Source organism: Nocardia miyunensis NBRC 108239, from assembly GCF_001613065.1.
Taxonomy (GTDB): Bacteria; Actinomycetota; Actinomycetes; order Mycobacteriales; family Mycobacteriaceae; genus Nocardia; species Nocardia miyunensis.
In genome coordinates this window covers 19385-45101 of the sequence record NZ_BDBQ01000043.1, presented here as the reverse complement: position 1 = coordinate 45101, position 25717 = coordinate 19385, and the positions used below count along the sequence as shown (strand labels likewise).

23 protein-coding genes are annotated in these 25717 nt (G+C 67.8%); 14 read left to right on the top strand and 9 right to left on the bottom strand.

From position 1 onward, the window contains the following. Window positions 1–16 precede the first annotated feature (16 nt). Window positions 17–451: an HIT family protein gene (locus tag NM2_RS18360; protein WP_067670188.1), complete on the top strand. Its 435-nt coding sequence runs from the start codon at window positions 17–19 to the stop codon at window positions 449–451. A gap of 132 nt (window positions 452–583) precedes the next feature. After that, window positions 584–1540 carry an alpha/beta hydrolase gene (locus NM2_RS18355; RefSeq protein WP_067670186.1) on the top strand — a complete coding sequence of 319 codons (957 nt, stop codon included), beginning with the start codon at window positions 584–586 and terminating at the stop codon, window positions 1538–1540. Window positions 1541–1558: 18 nt separating this feature from the next. Here NM2_RS18355 and NM2_RS18350 read toward each other — a convergent pair whose 3' ends face one another. Further along, on the bottom strand, window positions 1559–1771 hold the full coding sequence (locus NM2_RS18350; protein WP_067670184.1) for a DUF397 domain-containing protein: 213 nt from the start codon (window positions 1769–1771) through the stop codon (window positions 1559–1561). A gap of 920 nt (window positions 1772–2691) precedes the next feature. Here NM2_RS18350 and NM2_RS18340 point away from each other — a divergent pair. Continuing rightward, complete coding sequence (locus NM2_RS18340) at window positions 2692–4878, top strand: S9 family peptidase (RefSeq protein WP_174575648.1); 2187 nt, start codon at window positions 2692–2694, stop codon at window positions 4876–4878. A 27-nt stretch (window positions 4879–4905) separates the two neighbouring features. On the opposite strand, the gene NM2_RS18335 is transcribed toward NM2_RS18340, so the two are convergent. Next, window positions 4906–5196: a hypothetical protein gene (locus tag NM2_RS18335; protein ID WP_157121160.1), complete on the bottom strand. Its 291-nt coding sequence runs from the start codon at window positions 5194–5196 to the stop codon at window positions 4906–4908. A gap of 216 nt (window positions 5197–5412) precedes the next feature. Further along, on the bottom strand, window positions 5413–5706 hold the full coding sequence (locus NM2_RS18330; protein WP_067670178.1) for a hypothetical protein: 294 nt from the start codon (window positions 5704–5706) through the stop codon (window positions 5413–5415). Window positions 5707–5904: 198 nt separating this feature from the next. Between NM2_RS18330 and NM2_RS18325 the strand changes: the two genes are divergently transcribed. Then, window positions 5905–6612 carry a DUF2334 domain-containing protein gene (locus tag NM2_RS18325; RefSeq protein WP_067670176.1) on the top strand — a complete coding sequence of 236 codons (708 nt, stop codon included), beginning with the start codon at window positions 5905–5907 and terminating at the stop codon, window positions 6610–6612. 69 nt (window positions 6613–6681) lie between these two features. On the opposite strand, the gene gad is transcribed toward NM2_RS18325, so the two are convergent. Continuing rightward, complete coding sequence (gene gad / locus NM2_RS18320; protein ID WP_067670174.1) at window positions 6682–8100, bottom strand: glutamate decarboxylase; 1419 nt, start codon at window positions 8098–8100, stop codon at window positions 6682–6684. 253 nt (window positions 8101–8353) lie between these two features. Here gad and NM2_RS18315 point away from each other — a divergent pair, with 253 nt between their 5' ends. Then, window positions 8354–9724 (top strand): dipeptidase, encoded by a 1371-nt coding sequence (locus NM2_RS18315; protein ID WP_067670172.1) that lies wholly within the window; start codon window positions 8354–8356, stop codon window positions 9722–9724. A 181-nt stretch (window positions 9725–9905) separates the two neighbouring features. Here the strand turns inward: NM2_RS18315 and NM2_RS18310 are convergent, their stop codons facing one another. After that, on the bottom strand, window positions 9906–10550 hold the full coding sequence (locus NM2_RS18310; protein WP_067670170.1) for an MBL fold metallo-hydrolase: 645 nt from the start codon (window positions 10548–10550) through the stop codon (window positions 9906–9908). 86 nt (window positions 10551–10636) lie between these two features. On the opposite strand from NM2_RS18310, the gene purS reads away from it, so the two are divergent. Together purS and purQ are read left to right on the top strand one after the other, a co-directional pair. Continuing rightward, a complete protein-coding gene (gene purS, locus NM2_RS18305; RefSeq protein ID WP_067670168.1) occupies window positions 10637–10870 on the top strand; it encodes a phosphoribosylformylglycinamidine synthase subunit PurS in 234 nt (77 codons plus the stop codon). Beyond that, the gene (gene purQ, locus NM2_RS18300; protein ID WP_067670166.1) at window positions 10870–11550 is read left to right on the top strand and encodes a phosphoribosylformylglycinamidine synthase subunit PurQ; all 681 of its coding nucleotides are present in this window, start codon (window positions 10870–10872) and stop codon (window positions 11548–11550) included. The genes purS and purQ overlap by 1 nt, the downstream gene beginning before the upstream one ends. 12 nt (window positions 11551–11562) lie before the next feature. Here purQ and NM2_RS18295 read toward each other — a convergent pair whose 3' ends face one another. Then, window positions 11563–12633, bottom strand: a complete 1071-nt coding sequence (locus NM2_RS18295; protein ID WP_067670164.1) for a substrate-binding domain-containing protein — start codon at window positions 12631–12633, stop codon at window positions 11563–11565. A gap of 52 nt (window positions 12634–12685) precedes the next feature. Here NM2_RS18295 and NM2_RS18290 point away from each other — a divergent pair, with 52 nt between their 5' ends. Next, window positions 12686–13126, top strand: coding sequence for a MarR family winged helix-turn-helix transcriptional regulator (locus NM2_RS18290; RefSeq protein WP_067670162.1), 441 nt, complete (start codon window positions 12686–12688; stop codon window positions 13124–13126). Window positions 13127–13137: 11 nt separating this feature from the next. Beyond that, a complete protein-coding gene (locus tag NM2_RS18285) occupies window positions 13138–14430 on the top strand; it encodes a M18 family aminopeptidase (protein ID WP_067670159.1) in 1293 nt (430 codons plus the stop codon). On the opposite strand, the gene NM2_RS18280 is transcribed toward NM2_RS18285, so the two are convergent. After that, window positions 14376–15722: a glycosyltransferase family 87 protein gene (locus NM2_RS18280; RefSeq protein WP_245718096.1), complete on the bottom strand. Its 1347-nt coding sequence runs from the start codon at window positions 15720–15722 to the stop codon at window positions 14376–14378. The two genes, NM2_RS18285 and NM2_RS18280, sit on opposite strands and share 55 nt — an antisense overlap. 552 nt (window positions 15723–16274) lie before the next feature. On the opposite strand from NM2_RS18280, the gene purL reads away from it, so the two are divergent. Further along, window positions 16275–18569, top strand: a complete 2295-nt coding sequence (gene purL / locus NM2_RS18275; RefSeq protein ID WP_067670269.1) for a phosphoribosylformylglycinamidine synthase subunit PurL — start codon at window positions 16275–16277, stop codon at window positions 18567–18569. A 348-nt stretch (window positions 18570–18917) separates the two neighbouring features. Here the strand turns inward: purL and NM2_RS18270 are convergent, their stop codons facing one another. Next, complete coding sequence (locus NM2_RS18270; protein WP_067670155.1) at window positions 18918–19205, bottom strand: YiaA/YiaB family inner membrane protein; 288 nt, start codon at window positions 19203–19205, stop codon at window positions 18918–18920. 139 nt (window positions 19206–19344) lie between these two features. On the opposite strand from NM2_RS18270, the gene NM2_RS18265 reads away from it, so the two are divergent. From NM2_RS18265 to NM2_RS18255, 3 genes are all read left to right on the top strand, one after another. Continuing rightward, window positions 19345–21102 carry an alpha/beta hydrolase gene (locus tag NM2_RS18265; RefSeq protein ID WP_084531210.1) on the top strand — a complete coding sequence of 586 codons (1758 nt, stop codon included), beginning with the start codon at window positions 19345–19347 and terminating at the stop codon, window positions 21100–21102. 20 nt (window positions 21103–21122) lie between these two features. After that, entirely contained in the window at window positions 21123–21959 is an 837-nt protein-coding gene (locus tag NM2_RS18260) for a CPBP family intramembrane glutamic endopeptidase (RefSeq protein ID WP_245718095.1), read from the top strand. Window positions 21960–22094: 135 nt separating this feature from the next. Then, window positions 22095–22481, top strand: a complete 387-nt coding sequence (locus NM2_RS18255; RefSeq protein ID WP_067670151.1) for a sterol carrier family protein — start codon at window positions 22095–22097, stop codon at window positions 22479–22481. A gap of 84 nt (window positions 22482–22565) precedes the next feature. Here the strand turns inward: NM2_RS18255 and NM2_RS18250 are convergent, their stop codons facing one another. Beyond that, complete coding sequence (locus tag NM2_RS18250) at window positions 22566–23885, bottom strand: YhgE/Pip domain-containing protein (protein ID WP_369690322.1); 1320 nt, start codon at window positions 23883–23885, stop codon at window positions 22566–22568. Window positions 23886–23998: 113 nt separating this feature from the next. Here NM2_RS18250 and purF point away from each other — a divergent pair, with 113 nt between their 5' ends. Then, window positions 23999–25576 (top strand): amidophosphoribosyltransferase, encoded by a 1578-nt coding sequence (gene purF / locus NM2_RS18245; RefSeq protein ID WP_067670265.1) that lies wholly within the window; start codon window positions 23999–24001, stop codon window positions 25574–25576. Window positions 25577–25717 lie beyond the last annotated feature (141 nt).

The window sequence follows — 25717 nt, the reverse complement described above, 5'->3', positions numbered from 1 at the left end:
GGCCTATAAACGCAGTATGGATCCATACACGATCTTCGCCGACATCGTGGCCGGCCGGGCTCCGGCATCGATCGTCTACGAGGACCCGGATGTGCTGGCGTTCATGGATATTCGCCCGATGACGCCCGGTCATCTGCTGGTGGTGCCGAAGGCGCCCGCGCGGTCCCTGGCCGAGCTGGATCCCGAGATCGGCGGCAAGCTGTTCCGGGTCGGGCAGCAGCTGGCCGCGGCGCTGCGGACCGGCGAGGTGAACTGCGACGGGGTGAATTTCTTTCTCGCCGACGGTGTTACGGCCGGCCAGGAGGTGTTCCACGTGCATCTGCACGTCATTCCGCGCACCCCGGGCGACGGGTTCGGGCTGCGCGGACGGCCGCGGACGCCGCCGCGGGAGGATCTGGACTATCTGGCCGCATCCATCCGCGGCGCGTTGGGACGGCTGGCGTCGGAATAGGCCGTTCACCGGTCGCGTCCCGCTCGAGCCGGTGATTTGCCAGTCGAAAGCCCCTTGGTCAAATCACCCCCTGACCTGTTTGCGCGGGTTATCTTGATGATTCGGGATCACAGGGCTGATGGAGGCGGGGATATGCGGCACGGGTCGATAGCTGTTGTGGTGCTGGCCATGGTTCTGGGAATTTCCGCGTCGCTGATCGGGCAACCGCGCGCCGCGGCGGCCCGGGTCGTCGGGACGACCCAGCTGGGGCCGACCAGGTCCGCGCTGTTCATCGACTCGCCCGCGATGGGCCACGTCGTGCAGGTGCAGGTGCTGCATCCGGTCGGCTCGCACGCCCGGCCCTCCTACTACCTGCTCGACGGCCTGGATCCGGGCCCGCTGCAGAGCAGTTGGACCAACGCCACCGACGCCGAGCCGTTCTTCGCGAACAAGAACGTCAACGTGGTGCTGCCGATGGGCGGGGAGGCCAGCTACTACACGAACTGGGAGCGCGAGGACCCGAATCTCGGCCACTACCAATGGGAGACGTTCCTGACCCGGGAGCTGCCGCCGATCGTCGACCGCACGTTCGCGGGCAACGGCGTCAACGGGATCGGCGGACTGTCCATGGGCGGGATGGCGGCTTTCACTCTGGCCGTGCGCAATCCGCAGCTGTACCGCGCGGTCGCCGGCTACAGCGCGTGCCCGGACATGGGGATGGCGCAGTGGCCGATCATGTTCTCCATCGCCAATCGCGGTGGTGATCCGGGCAATATGTGGGGTGCGCCGGGCAGCCCGGACTGGGGCGCGCACGATCCGGCGCTGCTCGCGAATCGCCTGCGCGGCAAGACCATCTACCTGTCCACCGGCTCGGGCGTGCCCGGACCGCACGAGGGCGAGCTGAAACCGCAACTGGCGGAGAACATCCTGACCGGCGTCCCGATCGAGGCCGCCGTGGACACCTGCGTCACCGCGTTCGCGCAGCGCCTGCGCGCGTTGAACATTCCGGCCGACATCGTCCAGAATCCGGTCGGCACGCATTCGTGGGCCTACTGGAAGGACGATCTGCACAACTCCTGGCCAACGGTGGCGCGGGCGCTGGGCGCGTGAACGGCGGCGACGCGCGGATCAGGCTCCGGGCCGGTTGAATTCCCCGTCCTTGGCGCCCGCGACGAAGGCCCGCCACTCGCCGGGGGTGAAGATCAGCACCGGGCCGTCGGGATTCTTCGCATCGCGCAGCCCGATGTTGCCTGTGGCCAGGAACGCCACCTCGACGCCCCCGGTCTCGCTGCTGCGGTGCCAGACGGCGTCGGGCTCGATCTCACGGTTCTTCTCTTCCACGGATGCTCCTGCACTGGTTCGTGACCCAATATGAACCACATGAGAATAGTGATGTTCAACACCTGAGACAAAAGGGTAATTCCGAGCGGAATATCGTCCGTGCCAGTTGATATGGACTACACCGTATTGGCGTTATTCCGATGTGGAAGTGGGCCTTCCGGAATGGTGGTTCGGGTCGCCGTCGCGGGAGGCGTCCGCCGCCCGGCGCTGGTGGGATCCCAGGACCGTCGCGGCCCCGGCTTTCCGGTCGACATGCCGCTGTGCCGAGCATTAGGGCAGGTCGGGTGGGGTTGGTTGACGCGCGCGACCGGACCCGGTCGCAATGGTCGGTTGTCCAGTGTGGTGGACGAGGTGCCCGATCTGTGCGGTTCCCGGCAAACCGGACGGTCGCGCGGGTATCCGGCCGGAATGGGATCGATCACATGGGGCGGCATTCGGCGGACAGCGGACATTTCTCCCGTGTTATCCGGCTCGTGTGGTTTATCCGGCAAGCTGAGCGGAAACTCAGAACTTCGTGGCGGGAATACAGCGTCCACCGGTCCGCCCAGGCCCGGCGCCCGCGCCGCGTCACAGCATGGCACGACAAAGGATGGAGCACCGCATGGCACCCGTCTTCGACAGTTGCGCGGTAGTGCCCCGGCACCTTACCGTCGAGCAGGCTCACAACATCTTGCGTATCCACAACACTTGCCCCGCGGACCAGTGTCTGCGCCGCAAGGCGGCCCTGTTCTTCTTGATGGAAGCTCGCCGCGGCGACCACGGTGTGGTCGGCCCGCGGCTGCCGGGAGTGACCCCGCGCGCCCGTAGATTGACCTAGCGTCGGCACGACGTTCCCGCCGGGAGCGCCACGGCGGGCCCGGCAGGGCCCGCCGCACCGGGTCCGACCAGCCCTGTCGGACCCGCCGACTACGGTGGAGCGCATGGCTCTCGACACTGGTACCGGCCCGATCCGCAACGCCGCCGATCCGTCCGTGGTGACGCCGCCGATCGCGAAGCGGGTCCCGGCGCAGCGCGTGCACCACGGCGACGTCGTCGTCGACGAATACGAGTGGTTGCGCGACAAGGAGGATCCGGAGGTCATCGCCTACCTGGAGGCGGAGAACGCCTACACCGAGGCTTGCACGGCGCAGCTACAGCCGTTGCGGGACAAGATCTTCGACGAGATCAAATCCCGCACGCAGGAGACCGATCTGTCGGTGCCGGTCCGGATGGGCGATTTCTGGTACTACTCGCGCAGCTTCGAGGGCAAACAGTACGGCGCGCACTGCCGCTGCCCGATCGGATCGAAGGACGACTGGACCCCGCCCACGCTCGAGGCCACCACCGAGGTCCCCGGCGAGCAGGTGCTGCTGGACAGCAACCTGCTGGCCGAGGGACACGAGTACTTCGCCGTCGGCGCGTACTCGATCAGCAACGACGGCAATCTGCTGGCCTATTCGGTGGACACCGTCGGCGACGAGCGATATGTGCTGCGCTTCAAGGATCTGCGCACCGGGGCCGAGCTCGCCGACGAGATCGCGGGCACCGTACCGGATGCGACCTGGTCGCTGGACGGTACGCACGTGTTCTATCAGACCTACGACGAGGCATGGCGCTCGGACACCGTCTGGCGGCACCGGCTCGGCACGCCGAACGAGCAGGACGTCCGGGTGTTCCACGAGCCGGACGAGCGCTTCTCGGTGGGCATGGACACCACCCGTTCGGAGAAGTACCTGATGATCGGGGTGCATTCGAAGATCACCACCGAGATCCGGGTCCTGGAATCCGATGATCCCGAGGGCGAGTTCCGGGTGCTGCTGCCGCGCCGGGAGGGTGTGGAGTACGTCGCCGAGCACGCGGTCATCGGCGGGCGGGACCGATTCCTGATCCTGCACAACGGCGAGGTGCCCGCACCCGGCGGCGGAACGGTCAAGGCGGAGAACTTCGTGCTCGCCGAGGCTCCCGTCGAGGACCCGGCCGCCATGACCACCCTCGTCGAACATCGCGAGGATGTGCGGCTCGAGGGTGTGGACTGTTTCGCCGACCATCTGGCGCTGTCCTATCGCCGCGGTGCGCTGCCGCGAGTCGCGGTGTGGCCGTTGACATCCGGCGGTTACGGCGAACTGCGCGAGCTGGATTTCGGGCTCGAGTTGTTCTCCGCGGGCGTGCTGGGCAATCCGGAGTGGGCGCAGCCGACGCTGCGGGTCGGCGTGACCTCGTACATCACGCCGGTGCGCGTGTTCGATTACGTACCCGCAACGGGTGAGCTGCTGCTGCGCAAGGAGCAGGCGGTGCTGGGCGGCTACGACCCGGAAGACTATGAGCAGCACCGTGATTGGGCCATCGCCGCGGACGGCACCCGGATCCCGATCTCGCTGGTGCGGCGCAGGGATCTGCCGGCGGATGAGCCGAACCCGTTGCTGCTCTACGGATACGGCTCCTACGAGGCCAGTATGGATCCGGGTTTCTCGGTGTCGCGGCTGTCGCTGCTGGATCGCGGCATGGTGTTCGCGGTCGCGCACGTGCGCGGCGGCGGTGAGATGGGCCGGCTCTGGTACGAGCACGGCAAGACGCTGCGCAAGAAGAACACCTTCACCGATTTCGTCTCCTGCGCAAGGCATCTGGTCGATACCGGCGTCACCGCGCCGGACCGCCTGGTCGCCGACGGCGGCAGTGCGGGCGGCCTGCTGGTCGGCGCGGTCGCCAATCTCGCGCCGGAACTGTTCGCCGGAATTCTGGCGGCCGTGCCGTTCGTGGACCCGCTGACCTCGATCCTGGATCCGTCACTGCCGCTGACCGTGACCGAATGGGACGAGTGGGGAAATCCGCTGGAGGATCCGGCGGTGTACGAGTACATGAAGTCGTACTCGCCCTACGAGAACGTCCGGGCGGTGGACTATCCGGCGATCCTGGCCACCACCGGCCTCAACGACACCCGCGTGCTGTACGTCGAACCGGCCAAGTGGATCGCCAGGCTGCGGGCCACCTCGACCGGCCACTCGCGCCTGCTGCTGAAGACCGAGATGAGCGCCGGTCACGGCGGCGTCAGCGGAAAGTACGAGAAGTGGAAGGAAGTGGCGTTCGAATACGCCTGGGTGCTGGACACGCTCGGCCTCGGCGACCGCTGAGGTAGCGGCACGACGAACGGGCGCGGCTCAGCGGATTCCGCAGGCCTGGATCAGCTCCAGCAGCTGCTGGTGCTGCTGTCCCTGGACGAGCTGATAGCCGGGCACCTTCGCGCCCATCATCTGGTCGTAGTCGTCGGCGATCTGGTCCGGAGTGGCGTTCGGATGCTGTGCGCGCACCGTGTTCACGATTTGCTGGGTGTTGTCGCACATCTGGTCGGGGGTCGGGTGCAGATTCGGAAGTGGAGGCAGGGCCTGCGCGAACGCGGGGGCGAAGAGCATGAGGGATGCTGTCAGGACGGTGAGTGCTGCGGCTTTCACAGGGGCGGAGCCTATTGAGGTGACGGAGCCGGTGTGGATCAGTTGCAATCAAACGATGTGCACTCCGTCACCGTCACCTCACGGTCAAGGTTCGCGGCCCGTCTCGCCGTTCGGACGCGTGGCGGGTGCGAGGAACGAGTGCCCGACACGGGGCCGAACGGCGAGACTTCGGGGGCCGCGAACACGCCGGAGCGGAGCGGAGGCCAAGGATACAACCTAGGCCAGATGGCAGTTGGCGATGTGGTCCAGGATGTATTGGCGCTGGCGCTCGCGGCTGGCCGCCGGAAGATTCTTGAACGCGCCCTGCCGATCGAGGAACGTCATGTAGCCGTCGGTGATCTGCTGCGGCGTGGCGTGCGGATTCTGCTTGCGCTCCATGTCGACCACGGCCTTGGTCGCCTCGCACTCCTGCTGCGGAGTGAAGATATGTGGCGGCGGATCCGCTTGTGCCACAACGGGTACGGCGATGAACAACGGAACTGCCAGTGCGGTCAGTAATGCTGCTTTCACCCGTTCGATCCTAGGCGAGACGGCGGTGGCCCGAAGTGATGACCGGACGGTATGTCATGGGACCGGACGGTCTCGGTCGTCGGATGATTGCCCGATTCGGTAGCGCGAATTCGTCGGCGCGTCATCGGGACTGCACGGTTCGGACACCTCCCGCGCCCATCGTAGGACTATGAGCGGGATCGGCAGAGGGGTGCGGGTATGCGTGCACAGTTGATCGTCTCGGTGTCGGGAATCCGGGACACCACCCGCGCGCAGGCGCAGGCATTCGCCGCGGACATGGACCGGCGCGAGGTTCCGCTGTCGCTGCTGGTGGCGCCCCGGCTGAAGGGTAAGTACCGGCTCGCCGACGACGCCCGCACCCAGGAGTGGTTGCGGGAACGTCGCGAGGGCGGTGACGCGGTCGTGCTGCACGGGTACGACCAGGCCGCGACCAAGCGCCGCCGCGCCGAATTCGCCACCTTGCCCCGGCACGAGGCGCGGTTGCGGTTGATGGCCGCCGATCGCGTCATGGAGGAGGTCGGGCTGCGCACGCGGCTGTTCGCCGCGCCGCGCTGGAACGCCTCCGAGGGTGCGATGGCCGCGCTGCCGGACGTCGGCTTCCGCCTGGCGCTGAGCCTGACGGCCGTCCACGACCTGGAACGCGATGTGGCACAACGTTCTTGGGTGCACGGCATGGGCGAGGGCTTCCGCGCCGAACCCTGGTGGTGCCACGCGCTGGTGATGAGTGCGGCCCGCACCGCCCGTCGCGGCGGCGTGTTGCGCCTCGCGGTCTCGGCCGCCCAGCTCGGTCGCCCCGGACCGCATCAGGCCGTGCTGGATGCGGTCGATCTCGCGCTGTTCCACGAGGCTCGGCCGGACATCTATCGCTGGGAGCCGTTCGCCACCGGAGCCACCCGCGCGGCGTGAGGGATATCGTCCGGTGCCACACCGGTCGGTCGGGCCCGGAGTACGCGGCGAGCCCGGCCGTCGGCGTGCCTAATGCCGCACGGCTTGCTCGACGCGGCGGCGCAGTTCGGCAGTGGAGACCTCGGCTGTCGCGCTGTGGGTGAACCCACCGGACTCCTCGCGGGTGAGTGAGCTGCTGGGCGGATGTTTGTCCAGCTGGTCCAGGGCGCGGCCCATATCGGCGAGCAGTAGATCGGCCATATCGTGGCTGAAACCGTGCCGGACCAGCACGCGCATGATGCTTTCGTCCTGCCGGTCGGCGGGCAGCGGGTAGGCCGCGACCAGCCAGCCGCGGGTGCGCAGGCGGTCGGACAGGTCGTAGAGGTTGAAGGTCTGCTCGCCGGTCAGCCGCCACGACACCGCCGCGATACCGCGCAGCGGATCGCCGTCGTGGATGAGCTCGAACAGGCCGAACTTCTGTATGCCCGTGGCCAGGTACTGAGCCACCGAATACGCGGCGGACTGCACCCGGTCGTATCCGTCGCGGCCGAGCCGGATGAAGCCGTAGTACGAGGTGATGACCTGGCCGCCGGGGCGGGAGAAGTTCAGGTTGAACGTGGCCATATTGCCGCCGAGATAGTCGACGTTGAACACCAACTCGTCCGGCAGATCCGCGGCCTCGCGCCAGATCGCCCAGCCCACCCCGAGCGGCGCCAGGCCGGTCTTGTGCCCGGAGGCGTTGATCGATTTGACCCGCGGCAGCCGGAAATCCCAGACCAGATCGGGTGCGGTGAACGGGGCCAGGAATCCGCCGCTGGCGGCGTCCACGTGGATCGGGATGTCCAGGCCGGTGCGGTCCTGCAGTTCGTCCAGCGCCCGGCTGATGCCCGCGACGTCCTCGAAAAGGCCGGTGAAGGTCTGGCCGAAGGTCGGCACCACCATGATGGTGTTCTCGTCGCAGTGCGCGGCGATATCGTCCGGATGCAGGGTCAGCCGGTCGCCGCGCAGCGGAACCTGGCGGATCTCCACGTCGAAGTAGCGGGCGAACTTCTCCCAGCAGACCTGCACCGGACCGCACACGAAATTCGGGGTGCCGCGGCCACCGCGGGCTCGCCAGCGGAATTTCGCGGCCAGCCCGCCGAGCATGGCGGCCTCGCTGGAACCGGTCGTGGAGGTGCCGCGGGTGCCGGCCGGGTCGGGGGAGTGCCACAGGTCCGCGAGCATGCGCGTGCATCGGGACTCGAGTTCGGCGGTCTGTGGATATTCGTCCTTGTCGACGATGTTCTTGTCCAGCGACTCGTTCATCAGCCGCCGAACCTGATCCTCGACCCAGGTGGTGCAGAAGGTCGCCAGATTCATCCGGGAGACGCCGTCGAGCATCAGTTCGTCGTGCACGATCTGATAGGCGGCCAGCGGATTGATCTCCGAGCGGGGGAATTCCGATTTCGGTGCACCGGCTCGGAACGGGGTTGTCGCGAACAGATCGTCGGAATCGGGTGATCCGGGCATCGTAACCTCCTGGTCATCGCACATATGACGAATTCGCGGGGCATTCGCCAGCATCTCACAGGGCGGGCGCCCTCGGATGCCGGGGCGAATGTCTGTCGGCGAGTGGCGGATGGCAATGTTCGTCACGTGACGACAACCTTGCGGACCAGCGGCGAGCGCGTCGTGCGAGAGTGGTGTCGACCGAGGTGCTCGGCGACATACCTGCTGGCCGCCAGGTCCGCGGGACGGCGGCGAAACGACGAAATGAGTTGATATGACGGATGATTCACGTACCGCCGCGTTGCGGACGCAGATTCGGGCGCTGATGACGCGGGCGAAAGACGATCTGGCGGAACTGGTTTCCTATCGATCCGTGCACGATCCGCGGCAGTTTCCACCGGAGGAGTGCCGACGGGCCGCGCAGTGGGTGCTGGACGCGTTCGTCGAGGTCGGCCTGACCGATGCGGGACTGCACGAGACCTCCGACGGAAGTCTGGCCGTCGTCGCTCGGTATCCCGCACCGGCGGGCGCGCCGACGGTATTGCTGTACAGCCACTACGACGTTCAGCCGCCGCTGAACGAAGATGCCTGGCGCACACCGGTGTGGGAGCTCGCCGAGCGGGACGGCCGCTGGTACGGACGCGGGGCGGCGGACTGCAAAGGGAACATCCTGGCGCATCTGACCGCACTGCGTGCGTTGCGGGAAACGTTGGGCGGCAAGGATTTTCCGGTAGGCATCACGTTGGTGTGCGAGGGTTCGGAGGAGCAGGGCACCGGCGGCCTCGAGGAATTCGTCCCCGAACACGCGGATCTGTTGCGCGCCGATGCCCTGGTGATCGGTGACTCCGGCAACGCGGCGGTCGGCGTGCCGACCTTCACCCAGACCCTGCGCGGCACGGTGAATGTCATCGTCGCCGTGGAAACCCTTGCGGGACCGATGCATTCGGGGATGTTCGGCGGGCCCGCGCCCGATGCGCTCGCCGCCCTGATCCATCTGCTCGCGACGTTGCGCGACGAACACGGCAATACCACCGTGGCCGGTCTGCCCGCCGATCAGGTCTGGGACGGCGCGCAGTATCCGCCCGAGCGATTCCGCGCCGACGCCGGTGTCCTGGACGGCGTCGATCTGCTCGGCGACGGCACCGTCGCCGATATGGCCTGGGCGCGACCCGCGGTGACCGTGCTGGGTATCGATGCGCCGGGTGTGGCCGGTGCGGTCGCGGCCGTGCAGGGGTCCGCTCGGGCCCTGATCAACCTGCGAATTCCGCCCGGCATCGACCCTGAGACGGCGTTGAAAGCCCTTACCGCACACTTGGAATCGAATACGCCGTGGCATGCGCGGGTGAGCGTGCGGCCCGAGGCGGCGGGTGCGCCGTTCCGTTCGGGCACCGGTGGTCCGGCCCGTCGCGCGATGGAGGCGGCCTTCGCCGCGGCGTACGGCCGGGAGGCGACCACGCAGGGCCAGGGCGGTTCGATCCCGCTGTGCAACGTCTTCGCCGAAACCTATCCCGAGGCGGAGATCATGCTGATCGGCGTCGAGGAGCCGAGCTGTCTCATCCACGCGCCCAACGAGAGCGTGGCCCCGAGCGAGATCGAGCATATCGCCCTGACCGAGGCGCTGTTCCTGGCCTCCTACGGTTCCTGACGCCCCGCCCCGACGCATCCGGCGGGGCACACCGGAATCCCTTGGGGCGCAATAGGCTATAGCCCACCGCTGGCCGCCGCGGCGTATCCGTCGAGGCGCGCCCGGATCTCTCGAGGCGCGCAGGAATCCGGGCTGCTTCGGCAGATTGCCATGGTAATTGCCCGGAACTCCTTGGGGCACATCAGAATTGAGCGTCGGTCTCCGGTGCGACGATGGCGAGTTCGGTGTCGGCCGGGCCCATCTCCTGCAAACGCCCGAAGTAGATGCCGCGGGCGTCGGGCTCGATGATTCCGTAGTGGATGGGCATGGCGGTGCGCGGGGAGACCGCGCGCAGATAATCCACCGCTTCGCTCAGGCGCATCCAGGGGGCGGCCGCCGGGATGGCCAGCACGCCCACCGGCGAGGGCGGCACCCACAGCGAATCGCCCGGATGGACGAACCGCGCCGGATCCTGCGGGGTGCCCAGCTGGAAGACGGTGTTGTCGATGACCGGGATGTCCGGATGGATCACCGCGTGCCGCCCGCCGCCGCCGGTGATCTGCACCCCGCCGACGCTCAGCACGTTGCCGGCGTGCACCGCCTCCCACGGCTCCTCGCGCAGCTGCGCGGTCTGCGGATCGCTCAGCAGCCGCGCCTGCGGATTGTTCTCCACCAGCGCCCCGATCCGCGCGGGATCGATGTGATCCGCGTGCTGATGCGTGATCGCGATCGCGTCGAGCCCGGTGAGGCCCTCGAAACCGTGCGAGAAATTGCCGGGATCGAACAGGATCTTCACTCCGTCGATCTCGACCAGAACGCAGGAATGACCGAAGTGAGCAATGCGCATAGGGGTCACTCTAACCCGCCGCGACCTGTATGCCCGGCCCCGATTAGGCTGTGCGGGTAATCCCCCACCAGCGTGAGGAGCAGCGCGTGGCACGAGTCGTGGTCGAGGTGATGCCGAAGGCCGAGATCCTGGATCCGCAGGGTCAGGCCATCGTCGGCGCACTCGGGCGCCTGGATATTCCGGGTGTGTCGGATGTGCGGCAGGGCAAGCGATTCGAACTCGACATCGACGACAGTGTCACCGATGCGGAGCTCGAGAAGATCGCCGAGTCGCTGCTGGCCAACACCGTCATCGAGGACTGGAAAGTGGTGCGCCTGTAATGTCCGTGCGCATCGGTGTCATCACCTTTCCGGGAACGCTGGACGATGTGGACGCCGCACGCGCGGTGCGGCTGGCCGGCGCCGAGGCGGTCAGCCTGTGGCATGCCGACGCCGATCTGCACGGCGTGGACGCGGTGATCGTGCCCGGCGGCTTCTCCTACGGCGACTATCTGCGCGCCGGAGCCATCGCCCGGTTCGCGCCGGTGATGGGCGAGGTCGTCGCGGCCGCGAAGAAGGGCATGCCTGCTCTCGGCATCTGCAACGGCTTCCAGGTGCTGTGCGAGGCCGGACTGCTGCCCGGCGCGCTGACCCGCAACGAGGGTCTGCACTTCGTCTGCCGCGATCAGTGGCTGCGCGTGGAAGCGACCGGCACCGCCTGGACGAGCCGCTACGAGCCCGGCGCGCAGATCCTGATCCCGGTCAAGAACGCCGAGGGCCGCTACCAGGCGTCGCAGTCGGTGCTGGACGAACTCGAGGGTGAGGGCCGCGTGGTGTTCCGCTACGCCGGTGGCAATCCGAACGGTTCGCAGCGCGATATCGCCGGAATCGCCTCGGCCGACGGCCGCGTCGTCGGGCTGATGCCGCATCCCGAGCACGCCACCGAACCGCTCACCGGACCCAGCGACGACGGTCTGGGCATGTTCCTGTCGGTGGTGGACACGCTGGTCGCAGCCGCCTGAACCCGGTCGGGCTCAGTTGGCCAGATTGTCGAGCACGTGCAGTTGCACGCCCTCGGCGCGGGCGATCAGCCCATCGGCTTGCTCGGCCCGATCGCCTCGGAAAACCTTTCCGCCGGAAGGGGTTTCGAGTGTCAGCCCGTCCGCCAGGGCCGCGCGCATCCGCGGCACCTCGAGTGAGCCGAGGGTCCGCGCCATCGAGCCGATCAGATGGATCGCCTCGTAACTCGTATTGCTGAAGAAGGTCAGCGCGGGCGCGAATCGGCCGTGCATGCGGTGATAGCGCGCCAGCCGATCCGGATCGCCGACCTGGTCCGGGAAGAACGCCGAGGGGACGTAGAGGTTCTCGTTCGCCGCCGGACCGCCCGCGAGCAGGACGGTCTCATCGATCGCCGGGCTCACCCGCACCTGGTGGGCGGCCCGCCCGGCATGCGCGAACTGCTGATTGAACCGCACCGCATCCGTACCCACCAGCAGCAGGACGATTCCGTCCGCCCGGTCCAGCCGGGGGTCGTTCAGGATCGCGGAGAAATCCTCGGTGCCCAGCGGCACATAGCGTTCCAGCAGCACCGCGCCCGGATACCTCGCCCGCACCGCCCGCGCGGTGGCCAGCGGCCAGATGTAGTCGTTGCCGATGATCGCCCAGCGCCGGATGCCGTAGTGGCGATGCAGCCAGTCCATGGCGGGCAGGACGTTCCCGGCCGGGCTCTCGCCGACCAGCACGACCCCGGGCGGCTCGTCGGGCAGATCCTCGTGAATGGTCGCGAACAGATAGGGGACCCGGCCGTCGGCGGCGTGCGCGACCGCGCGGCGGACCGCGGAGATGTGCCATCCGGTGATGGCATCGATCATGCCGGTGGCCAGCAGCGCCGAGACCTCCCGCGCGACATCGGCGGGTTCGCGACCGCCGTCCACGGTGGTGACCCGGACCTCGCGTCCGAGAATTCCGTCGCCGCCATTGATTTCCGACACCGCGAGCGCGACGGCCGCCTCGCAGGAGGGTGCCACAATTCCACCGGAGCCCTGTAGCGGGACGATGTTGAGGATCTCTATCACATCGTCCGCGCGCTCGTGGAACGGCGACATTCGGTACCCTTCTCCTCGTCGGGAAAATAGGAAATGGGCGGAAGAAATTATTATGTCGACCATTGTAAGCGGATTTTCCACGTTGCACGGTGCGCTGCGCGCCGCTGAGCGCGGTTGGCTCCGCCACCTCGATACGGCTCTGTCGGCCCGACGGCTCTCCGCGGACCACTGGGCGATGCTGTCCAATCTGTCCGGCGAGGTCGGCATCACCATGACCGAATTGGCTTGCCGGGCACAACTTCCGCCCTCTTCGGCGACCCGCCATGCCGACGCTCTGGCCGAACGCGGACTGATTTTCCGCATCGCCGCCGAAGACGACCGCCGCCGCATTCTCATCGGCCTCAGCAAACGCGGCCTCGAAGTGGTCGAATCGGTCCGCGCGGAGGAACTGCGCGCCGAGGAACAATTGCGCAAGCGAATCGGCGCACGCAATCAGGCCGAACTTCTGCGCCTGCTGGAACTGGTGGCGCAGACGCCCACCCACGATCGTTAAGATCGAGCCTTATGCCCGTCCCCACCACTGCTACGCCTGCCGGACTGTGCGCGTTCGTCGACGCTTCGCCCTCGCCGTTCCACGTCGTGCACACCGTCGCGAACGAATTGACCGCCAACGGATTTCGGGAACTTCCCGAGTCGCGGCCGTGGGATCAGCCCGGGGAGGGGCGGTATTTCGTGGTGCGCGGCGGTTCGCTGGTCGCATGGGTGGAAAACGGTGCGGCGCAACCGTTCCGGGTGGTGGGAGCGCATACCGACAGTCCGAATCTGCGGGTCAAACAGCATCCGGATCTGACCTCGGCCGGGTGGCAGCTGGTCGGGCTGGAACCCTACGGCGGCGCATGGCTCAACTCCTGGCTGGACCGGGATCTGGGCATCTCCGGGCGGATCACCGTCCGCGAGGGAAACACGTTGTCCGAGAAGCTGATCCGGATCGACGAGCCGCTGCTGCGGGTGCCGCAGCTGGCGATCCACCTGTCCGAGGACCGGCGCGGGGTGAGCCTGGATCCGCAACGTCACGTCAACGCGGTGTGGGGTGTGGGCGGTGAACCGCGTTCGTTCCTGGGATATCTGGCCGAGCACGCCGGAATCGACCCGGACACGGTGCTGGGCTGGGAGTTGATGACCCACGACCTGACCCCGAGCGGGACGGTCGGCCGCGATCTGGACCTGATCAGCGCACCCCGCCTGGACAATCAGGCCACCTGCTACGCCGGACTGCAGGCCTTCGCCGCGGCGGTCGCCGAGCCGGGCGCGGCGACCCCGGTGCTGGTGATGTTCGATCACGAGGAGGTCGGCAGTCAGTCCGATCGCGGCGCGCATTCGGATCTGCTGCCCTCGATCCTGGAGCGGATCGTGCTCGCGCGCGGCGGTGGACGTTCGGAATACCTTGCCGCACTGGCGGGTTCGGTTCTCGCCTCGGGCGACATGGCGCATGCGACGCATCCCAACTATCCCGAACGGCACGAACCCGCGCACCGCATCGAGGTCAACGGCGGCCCGGTGCTGAAGGTGAATCAGAATCTGCGCTATGCCACCGACGCGGTCGGCGCGGGCGCGTTCGCGCTGGCCTGCGCGCAGGCTGAGGTTCCGTTGCAGCGGTACGTGCATCGCGCGGATCTGCCGTGCGGGTCCACCATCGGCCCGATGTCCGCGGCCCGCACCGGGATGACCACCGTCGACGTCGGCGCACCCCAGCTGGCCATGCATTCCGCGCGCGAGCTGATGGGCGCGCGGGACGTCTCGGCCTATTCGGCGGCGCTGGCGGCGTTCCTGACACCGGCGGAGCTCACCGCGCGGTAGATCGGCCGGTAGGCAACGACGGCGACGACCAGCACCGCGAACGTGACCAGCACATAACTCGAACCGATCAGCTGCTCCCACAGCGCCCAGTGCTGTTCGTGATCGCCGCCGTGCGGCAGCAGCCACTGCGGCCCGACCAGGAACATCACCGCGATCGCGGCGGTCGCGATCAGATAGGGACGCCCGCGCCGGCCGCGATCGATGGCGTCGGCGGCCACCAGCGCGGCGGGGGCCACCCACACCCAGTGATGCGACCAGGAGACCGGCGAAACCAGCAGCACCGCAGTCGCGTTGACGGTCAGCGCGGCGACGGTCGCGGCGGCCGAGGCCGGTGCGGGTGCGTCCGGGGATTCCCGGCGGCGGGCCGCCGCGGCGTCGTCGAAGAGTCGTTTCATCAGGACCGCGGCGAGTACCACCGCCACCAGCGACGTGGCGAGCCAGAGGATCGTCGCATCGGATGTGTTCAGGCCCAGCCGGAAGGCGAATCCCTTGAGCGACTGGTTGCCCGCGAAGTAGGGCGGCCCGATGCGGCCGGTGTCGAGCATGGTGTGGAACCAGTACCGGGTCGATTCGTGCGGGAACAGTACGAAACCCACCGCGATCGCGCCCAGCGCCGAGAGTGTCATGGTCAGCGCCGAACGCCAATCGCGGCGCACGAGGAAATACAGCAGGAATCCGCCAGGGGTCAATTTGATCGCCACCGCGATGCCGATCAGCACGCCGCGCGGCCAGAACGGCTTGCGTACCAACGTATCCAGCGCGATCGCCGTCATCAGGAACAGATTGATCTGCCCGAAGTTGTAGGTCTGGCGGATCGGTTCGGACAGTCCCAGCAGGGCGACCGCGCCGACCACCAGGCACAGCCCGGTCGTCCGGTCCAGCCGCGGGCGCAGCCGCCGCAGCACCAGCCACACCGTCAGCGCCAGACTCGCGATGGACAGCGCCAGCACCAGCCATTCGGCGAGCAGCAGCGGCAGCACCGCGAGCGGGGTGAACAACAGCGCGGCCAGCGGGGGATAGGTGAACGGCAGGCCGAGCCCGCCCACCTTCGGCATCGGGCCGTACAGGTCGCCGCCGTCGAGCCAGATGTTCGCGCCGTTGCGATAGACCTGCAGATCGATGTACCCGCGCCACAGCCCGGTCGCCATGCAGATGATCGCGGAAACCGCGAACAGGGCGATCGCGATCGCCATCATGCGCCGTCGTCCGGCCGCCGGATCTGGACACGACCGGTCCACCGAGTTATTCGGGGGTAATTCGTCCGGATCCGCGACCTGGGATCGCTCGTTCACGCGGCAAGAGTATCCGGTGTGCGGGTGGGCCTCGCGCGACACGGCTGGAGCGTCACGGCGCATTGTGCCGCGAGCGGTGTCGGCCAACACGTTCGGCGGGCCTTGTGTTTTCCGGTTCGAGCGTCTCGTATGTCATGACGCGCGGCCCGGTGCATCGCGTTTCGAGCGGCCTCGGGTGCCGGGGTTGTGGGCCCTGAGCGCCGCGGTTCGGGCGTCTCGTACGGCACGGCGCGCGCTCCGGCGAATTGTGCTTCGAGTGGCCTCGGGTAACGCGCGGCTGCTGGGCTCTGCGAGCGCTACGGTCAGGGTGTCTTGTACGACACGTTTCGTGGGCCTACTGGGGCATGTCGAGTATGTGCGTGGCCCTGTGCGTCATGGCTCGGGTGTCCTGTGCAACATGGCTCGTGGGCGCGGCGCACTACGCCTCGGGAGCCTCGCAGAACACGGTGCGCGGCGTTGTTTCGGCACACATTAGACTCGCTGGTATCCGCCGACCCCTGCTTTAGGGCTCATGGCATTCGCGTGCCCGCCGAAAGGACCCTGGTACTCACCGTGACTGTCCACGTCGACACCGTCAGCGCCGCCGCGGCAACCCCGGATACCCCGCAGCCGTACAAGGAGCTGGGTCTCAAGGACGACGAGTACGCCCGGATCCGGGAGATCCTGGGCCGTCGTCCCACCGACGCCGAGCTCGCGATGTATTCGGTGATGTGGAGCGAGCACTGCTCGTACAAGTCCTCGAAGGTGCATCTGCGCTACTTCGGGCAGACCACCACCGACGAGATGCGCGCGTCCATGTTGGCCGGTATCGGCGAGAACGCGGGTGTTGTCGACATCGGCGACGGCTGGGCGGTCACCTTCAAGGTGGAGAGCCACAATCATCCGTCCTATGTGGAGCCGTACCAGGGTGCGGCGACCGGCGTCGGCGGCATCGTGCGCGACATCATGGCGATGGGCGCGCGGCCGATCGCGGTGATGGATCAGCTGCGATTCGGCGCGGCCGAGCACCCCGACACCCGGCGCGTGGTGGACGGCGTGGTGCGCGGTGTGGGTGGATACGGCAATTCGCTGGGTCTGCCCAACGTCGGCGGCGAGACGGTATTCGACGCGTCCTACCAGGGCAATCCGCTGGTGAACGCGCTGTGCGCGGGCGTTATGCGAGTGGAGGATCTGCATCTGGCCTTCGCCTCGGGTGCGGGTAACAAGATCATTCTGTTCGGTGCGCGGACCGGTCTGGACGGCATCGGCGGCGTCTCGGTGCTCGCCTCGGACACGTTCTCCGGCGACGAATCCGGCACCGGCCGCAAGAAGCTGCCGAGCGTGCAGGTGGGCGACCCGTTCACCGAGAAGGTGCTCATCGAGTGCTGTCTCGAGCTGTACGCGGCCGGTCTCGTGGTCGGCATCCAGGACCTCGGCGGTGCCGGATTGTCCTGTGCCACTTCCGAACTCGCGGCCGCGGGCGACGGCGGCATGCATATCGAACTGGATCGGGTGCCGTTGCGCGCGGCGAATATGACTCCCGCGGAGATCCTTTCGAGCGAATCGCAGGAGCGCATGTGCGCGGTGGTGACGCCGGAGAACGTGGACGCGTTCATGGCCGTCTGCCGCAAGTGGGACACCCTGGCCACCGTGATCGGCGAGGTCACCGACGGTGATCACCTGGTCATCACCTGGCACGACGAGACCGTGGTGGACGTTCCGCCGCGCACCGTCGCGCACGAGGGTCCGGTGTACGAGCGTCCGGTGCGGCGTCCGGACTCCCAGGACGCGCTCATCGCCGACACCACCGCGTCGCTGACCCGCCCGAAGACCGGCGAGGAACTGCGCGCGACCCTGCTGAAGATGATCGCCAGCCCGCAGCTGAGCAGCCGCCGCTGGATCACCGAGCAGTACGACCGCTACGTGCGCGGCAACACCGTGCTGGCCGAGCACGCCGACGCCGGTGTGATCCGCATCGATGAGTCGTCCGGCCGCGGTATCGCGCTGGCCACCGACGCCTCGGGCCGCTACACCAAACTCGATCCGTACACCGGCGCGCAGCTCGCGCTGGCCGAGGCGTTCCGCAATGTCGCGACCACCGGCGCGACCCCGAAGGCGGTCACCAACTGCCTGAACTTCGGTTCGCCGGAGGATCCGGGCGTGATGTGGCAGTTCCAGCAGGCCGTGCGCGGACTCGCGGACGGCTGTGCGGCCCTGGGGATTCCGGTCACCGGCGGCAATGTGAGCTTCTACAACCAGACCGGGCAGACCGCGATTCTGCCGACGCCGGTGGTCGGTGTGCTGGGCGTCATCGATGACGTGCACCGCCGCATCCCGACCGGCTTGGGCCTCGAGCCCGGTGAGACGCTGATCCTGCTCGGCGACACCCGCGACGAGTTCGACGGTTCGATCTGGGCGCAGGTCGAGCACGACCATCTGGGCGGCGTCCCGCCGCGGGTCGACCTGGCCCGCGAACAGTTGCTCGCCGAGGTGCTCACCTCCGGCTCGCGCGACGGAATGATCAGTGCCGCACACGATCTCAGTGAGGGCGGCCTGGCGCAGACCGTCGTGGAGGCCGCGCTGGCGGGCGAAACCGGTTGCCGCATCCTACTTCCCGAGGACGCCGACCCGTTCGTGACGCTGTTCTCCGAGTCCGCGGGCCGCGTCCTGGTCGCGGTCCCGCGCTCGGAGGAGACCCGCTTCACCAAGATGTGCGACGCCCGCGGTCTCCCGTGGGTCCGCATCGGCGTCGTCGACCAGGGCTCCGATGCGGTCGAGGTCCAGGGGCAGTTCACCGTCTCGATGACCGACCTGCGCGAAGCCCACGAGGGCACCCTGCCCCGCCTGTTCGGCGGCGCTGCCCACTGAGCCCGTCCGCCGAGTTCACCGTCGGTCGCTCGGCGGCTGCGACGTCGCGGCACCGCGGACACGCCTGATTCGAGCGGGTACCTGGCGGTTCCGCGTTCGTGACGTGCAACCGGGACGCGGAATCTGTTGTCGCAGAGAGTCGTTCGTGGTGGTGTGGCGGATCCGGGAGCGGTGCGGCTCGCGGCCGTTCTGTGTGGGCGACGGGTCGTCGGGGCTCGGAACCTGTTGTCGCTCATAGCCGGTCATCGGCGTTATGCGGATCCGGGGAGCAGTGGCGCTCGCGTCCGCCCGGCATGGATTCCGGCCGCGGTTCCGGTGACCGCGAACTGTGCTGTCGCAGTCGCGGGTTCAGGCCGCGCGGAACGGGTCGTGTTCGGCCATCAGCCTTTCCAGGCGGGCCTCGTCGATGCGGTGGTGGACGCGGGCGGCCTCGTGCTGGTCGCGGACGACCTTGGCGAGGGTGAAGGTGCTGCTGACCAGGAACAGCATGGTCATCAGGAGGAAGCCGCGCTGCCAGATGTCCAGGGGCAGGTAGATGATGCCCGCCGCGGTGGCGACGAAGGCGACGCCGAAGGCGATGGCGGCCTGGGCCAGGAAGGCCGAGGTGCTCTTGGTCGAGGTTTCGGGAGTGCTCATGGATATCGAGTCTCCCGATCGGCGGGCTCGCCGACCTGCGTACAACTACTCGAGCCGGGTGGGTAGTTCTCGCGCGCGGTGATGTTCGCCTCCGCGCGACATCCCCGGATTTCGGCGGTCCGGCGGCCATACTTGACGGGTGCTCGACTCCGCCGAGGCTCTGACGACGCTGCGTTCGCGCGGTGCCGTCGTCGCTCGCCGGGCATCCAGCCTGCTGCATCGCCTGGAGAAGGACGTCATCGGCCTCAACTATGCCGGACTGGTCGTCGCGACGGTGTTCTTCGCCTGGTCGGTCACTCCGTCGCTGCTGCCGCGCGACTGGCTGTTCCAGGGTCTGATCAGCGGTCTCAACGCCGTGATCGGATACGGCGTCGGCTGCGTGTTCGACTGGGCGTTCCGCAGGTGGATCCGGCCCAAGCTGCCGTGGCAGCCGCCATCGCTGCGGGTGCAGTACGCGGTGAAGGTGCCTGTGCTGGTGCTGTGCATCCTGACCGCGGGGTACATGCTGGTGCTCTCGGCGGACTGGCAGCGGCAGATCTACGCGCTGATGGGTATGACCGGCACCACCACCTCGGGGTATCTGCGTACCGGTGGGTTGAGCCTGCTGGTGGGCGCGGTGGTGGTCGGGGTGTACCGGACGTTTCGGATCACCGTGCGGCTGCTCGCCCGGCTGCTGAGCCGCTGGGGGCGGATACCGTTGCGGTTCGCGCCGACGGTCGGTGCCGCGTTGCTGGCGGTGCTGGTCGTTTCGCTGTTCAACGGCCTGGCGATGCGGGCGTTCTTCGCGGCGGCCAATTCGGCGTTCAGCGTGCGCAACGACAAGATGACGCCGTACGCGGTGCAGCCGCTGTCCCCCGAACGCTCGGGCAGTCCGCAGTCGCTGGCCGGTTGGGACACCCTCGGTTCGGAGGGGCGCTGGTTCGTCTCGCACGGGCCCGACGCCTTCCGGATCGGCGCGGTCACGGGAGCGCCCGCGCGGGAACCGATTCGCGCCTATGTCGGGCTCGAATCGGCGAGAAACGGTGAGAGCCAACAGGATCTGGCCGTGGCCGAACTCGAGCGGACCCATGCGTTCGATCGCAAGGTGCTGGTGGTGGTCACCACGACCGGTACCGGATGGGTGAATTCCATGACGGCCAATGCGATCGAGTACATGTACGGCGGCGATACCGCGATCGTGGCCTCGCAGTATTCGTATCTGCCCAGTGTGCTGTCCTTCCTGGCGGACCGGCAGAAGGTGGCCGAGTCGGGGCGCGGGATGTTCGACGCGATCTACCGGGCGTGGTCGCGGCGGCCGCCGCAGTCACGGCCGAAACTGCTGGTCTACGGGGAATCGCTGGGGTCGCAAGGGTCCGAGTCGGCCTTCTCCGGACTGGCCGATCTGCGCGCGCGGGTGGACGGGGCGCTGTGGGTGGGGCCGCCGGATTCGAATCGGCTGTGGAGTCAGTTCGTCACCCGGCGCGACCCCGGATCGCGCGAGGTCGAGCCGGTCTACGCCGACGGACTCGTGGTGCGTTTCGCCGCGAACGCCGCCGATCTGTCCAAGCCCTCGCCCGAGTGGCGGCGTCCGCGCATCGCGTATCTGCAACACGCGTCGGATCCGATCGTGTGGTGGTCGCCGGATCTGATCTTCTCCAGACCGAATTGGCTCTCCGAACGTCGCGGTTCGGACGTCTCCACGCAGATGCGCTGGTGGCCGTTCGTCACCTTCTGGCAGGTCGCCGCCGATCTCACCAATGCACAGGGCGTCAGCGACGGTCACGGCCACAACTACGGCAGTCTGGTCTTGGACGGCTGGGCCGCGGTCCTGCCGCCCCCGGGCTGGAATTCGGACCTCGAGGAACGAATCCGCACCCAGCTCGAGCTCTCCGAAGCCTTCGAACACGCCGTAAAATGATCGCGAAAACACTTGCGGCCGTGAGTCTTCCGCTGTTGTGGCACAACTGGCTGCTGCCGCGCCTGCGCTTGGGACCGCGCGGCCGCACCGCCGCCAACGCCGTGTTCGCCACGGCCTGTGCCGCCGCGTTCGGCATTCGCGAAACGGATTACGATCTGCACGCTGCACCGCATCATGCGGGCGGGTATCGAGACAGCGTACCTACCAGGCCGATCGGCGAGGCTCGCCTCGGCAGCCTGGGCGTCGGGCCGTGCGGATTGCCCGATCGACGGGTGAGCCGGGGTGCAGGCTGTTCGGCGCGCGTCGGGAACGAGGTGGTCGCGCGGCATCGGGCTGGTCGCGTCGCACATCGCGGATTGTGCTGGGGCGGGGCATCACTCGTGGCTGTCGCGGTGGGATACGGTACCGCACTCGCCATTCCGCCGGTGCGCACTCGCCTGGCCGAATTCGCCACCCGTGCAACGGAAGTCGATCTCGCGGAGTGGGTGGTCGTGCACATCCCGATCGGCACGGTGTACAGCGAGGAGCTGATCTTCCGCGGCGTCCTGGACCCGCTGTTGGATGAGGAGTTCGGACCACTCGGGATCTGGCTCGGTGCAACGGCTTTCGGTCTCTGGCACATCGGCCCGGCCCGCGCCGCCGGCGACAGCGTGCTCGCCACCATCGCCGCAACAGCCTCGGCGGGCCTGATCCTGGGCTTACTGCGCCGTCGCACCGGCAGCGCGATCGCCCCGGCTCTACTGCACCTGGCCGTCAACGCGGGCGGCGCGATCGCACCCCGGATCGCGTTGCGAGCAATTCGAACCGGCCGGGCCGGAACCGACACGCTCGATGTCCGGCGTGACCCCTGTGGATGACTGTGGACAATCGGGGAATGCCTCGTCGCGACGACGACGGATCGGCCGATGATCGGCTGGCGGTCGCCCATGCGGCGCAGGTGAAGTGGGTTGGATTGGTGTGCGGGGTCATATCCGCTGGGTAGTCTCGGCATCGTGGCGCGACGAGGTGCGGTGGATCCGGCGGAGGTGCGTGCGGCGGTGGTCGCGGTGAGCGGGTGGTTGCGCGAGGAGACCGAACAGGCTCCCGCGCGTACGGAACTCGGCGCGGCGGTACGCGGGACGGCGCGCACCCTCGCGGCCAGCGCACCGGGCGCATCGGTGGAGGTGCGGGTGCCGCCGTTCGTGGCGGTTCAATGTATCGAGGGCCCCAGGCACACCCGCGGCACCCCGCCGAACGTGGTCGAGACCGATCCGCGCACCTGGTTACTGCTGGCGACCGGTCTGCTCACCTACCAGGAGGCCGTCGACTCCGGGGCGCTGACCGTATCCGGCATTCGTGCGGGCGAACTCGCGCACTGGCTGCCGCTCGTCCCGCTCTGACCCCCTGCGGCCGGGGCCGGGTCGAGTCCGGCGGCACGCGGCCCGGGCGAGATCGGCGCGGCCCGACTGCCGCGGGTCGACCGCTCAGGCGGGCTGGCGCTGCTCGGCGGGCCTTCGTTCGAGCCCCTTGTGGTCGTAGTACCGCGTGATGAACAGTCCCAGAACCAGTCCGATGGCCATGCCCAGCACGGCCATCCAGAATCCGCGCGCGAGTCCGGCGTCGGCGCTGCCGTTGAAGTAGAGGATCGCGCGGGTGCCCAGGAACACCTGGTGCATCGGTTCGAACGAGGACAGCCAGCCGAAGTACTTCGGGGTCGCCTCGATCGGGACCGAGCCGCCGGAGGAGGGCAGGCCCAGGATGATGAACACGATCATGTTGACGATCAGTCCGGAACTGCCGATCGCGGCCAGGACCGAGGTGCAGGTGAAACCGGTCGCGATGATCACCAGCGCGCCGTAGAGGAACAGCGTCAGCGGTTGATCGATCGGCATGCCCAGCAGCTTGCCGATACCCAGCATCACCGCCGACACGACCACCGCCATGGTCGCCACGGCCGCCCATTTGATCAGCAGCGTCCGTACCCGGGAGATGCTCGCGCGCGGATAGTGCACGTACCACGGCCCCCACTCGGTGGGCAGGAAGCCCAGCGAGGAGTCGATCAGCTGATGCACGACCATCGCGCCGACCATGCCGACCATCAGGAGCAGCAGACCGTAGAAGAAGGCCGTCAGCCCTTGGCCCGAACCTCCGGGCAGCGGGCGGAACTGATCGGTCACGATATTCAGCGGATGCGCCAGCACGATCCGCGTGGCTCCGGACAGCTGGGTCGCGGTCCCGCCGCCGGACGATGTGAGCTGGGCCTGCACCTGTTCGGTCAGCTGTTTGCCGACGGTGGTGTCGACCTGCGTCAGCGCCTGATTGCCGAAACGCTGCGTGATCGACGTGGCGAACGCGCCGGTGCGCGGATTGGTCTGCAGGGTGATGATCGGGCGTTCGATATCGCCGGGGACGACACTGCCGACACCGAGGATCCCGAGCCGTTTGGTGAAGTCGCTCGGAATGATGACGGTCCCGTAGACCTTGCCGGTCTGCATCTGCAACTGCGCCTCGTTCAGGCCCAGCACGCGCAGATCGATCTTGTCCGCGGGTACGGCCTTGCGCAGTCCGTCCTGCACCTGATCGCCGAAATTGACGTGCTTACCGCTGATGGTGTCGCCGACGTCCTGGTTGACCAGTGCGATCGGGAAGTCGTGCAGATTCTTCTCCGGATCGATGACGTAGTCGAGATACATCACACTCAGCAGCGCGGCCAGCAGGGTCATCACGATGATCGGGAAAGTCCATCTGACCGGGGTCAGTCGCCGAGGGTTCGCAGGTACTTCCGCACTGTCCGTGGACGCCACTCCTGGCACGGTAGCAGCAAACCACGTGCCATCCCGGTGATCCCCGCGCAGGTTTCGCGCGGATGACCCGTAGAATGATGGGTGCCACCCGTACGCCGAACATGGAGCAAACGGTGACCAACGACGATCTGTCGGTCGAAAGCCCGAATCCACCCGTCGAACCCGACTCGGATCGGCCCGAGAACGAGCCACGCGAGGAGTGCGGCGTCTTCGGTGTCTGGGCTCCGGGCGAGGATGTGGCCAAACTCACCTATTACGGACTTTACGCATTGCAGCACCGCGGCCAGGAGGCGGCGGGCATCGCGGTCTCCGATGGTTCGCAGGTGCTGGTGTTCAAGGATCTGGGCCTGGTGAGTCAGGTGTTCGACGAGCAGACGCTGGCGGCCATGCCGGGCCACGTCGCGGTCGGTCACTGCCGGTATTCCACCACCGGCGCGGTCACCTGGGAGAACGCTCAGCCGATCTTCCGCACCACCTCCGTGGGCACCGGAATCGCCCTGGGGCACAACGGAAATCTGGTCAACACCGCCGAACTTGCCTCCCGCGCAAGGGAATTCGGCCTGATCAACCGGATGCCGGGCTCGGTCGCGGCCACGTCGGATTCGGATGTGATGACCGCGCTGCTGGCGCACGCGGCCACCGACAAGAGCATCGAGCAGGCCGCGATGGAACTGCTGCCGACCCTGCGCGGCGCGTTCTGCCTGACCTTCATGGACGAGCACACCCTCTACGCCGCGCGCGATCCGCACGGTGTGCGGCCGCTGTGCCTGGGCCGCCTGGATCGTGGCTGGGTGGTTGCCAGCGAAACCGCCGCGCTGGATATCGTCGGCGCGTCCTTCGTGCGCGAAATCGAGCCGGGCGAACTGCTGGCGATCGACGCGGACGGGGTGCGTTCCTCACGGTTCGCCAATCCCGAGCCGAAGGGCTGCGTCTTCGAATACGTCTATCTTGCCCGCCCGGACAGCACCATCTCCGGACGTTCGGTGCACGCCACGCGTGTGGAGATCGGCCGCCGCCTCGCCGGTGAGCATCCGGTCGAGGCCGATCTGGTCATCCCCGTTCCCGAATCGGGCACCCCGGCCGCGGTCGGTTACGCCCAGGGGTCGGGCATACCGTACGGCCAGGGCCTGATGAAGAACGCCTATGTCGGGCGCACGTTCATCCAGCCCAGCCAGACCATCCGCCAGCTCGGCATCCGGCTCAAGCTGAACCCGCTGCGCGAGGTGATCCGTGGCAAACGGCTTGTCGTGGTGGACGATTCGATCGTGCGCGGGAACACCCAGCGCGCGCTGATCCGAATGCTGCGCGAGGCCGGGGCGCTGGAGATCCACGTCCGCATCGCCTCGCCGCCGGTGAAATGGCCGTGCTTCTACGGCATCGACTTCGCCTCGCGCGCGGAGCTGATCGCCAACGGGGCCGAGTGCGAGGGCTCGGTCGAGGAGATGGTCGAGAACGTGCGCCGCTCGATCGGCGCGGACACCCTGGGCTACATCTCGCTCGACGGAATGGTCGCGGCCACCGAACAGCCGCGGTCGCGGCTGTGCTGTGCGTGCTTCGACGGCCAATACCCGATTCCGCTGCCTTCCGAGGCCGCGATCGGAAAGAATGTGCTGGAGACGCTTCTCGGTGGCAAGTCCGAGTCCCAGCTACTGAGCGAGAACGCGAATGCGAGCGCCCTGAGTCGCCCGTAGACCTGCGGAATTTCCGCACACGCGACTAATTGTTGCGAAACGCAACATATCCGCAACGCCCTGGCGGTACTGTCCCGCCATATCGAAGTTGACGTGGCCGCACCCGTCCCGTGACCCGGGACGGCTGCGCCGCGTGTGCGA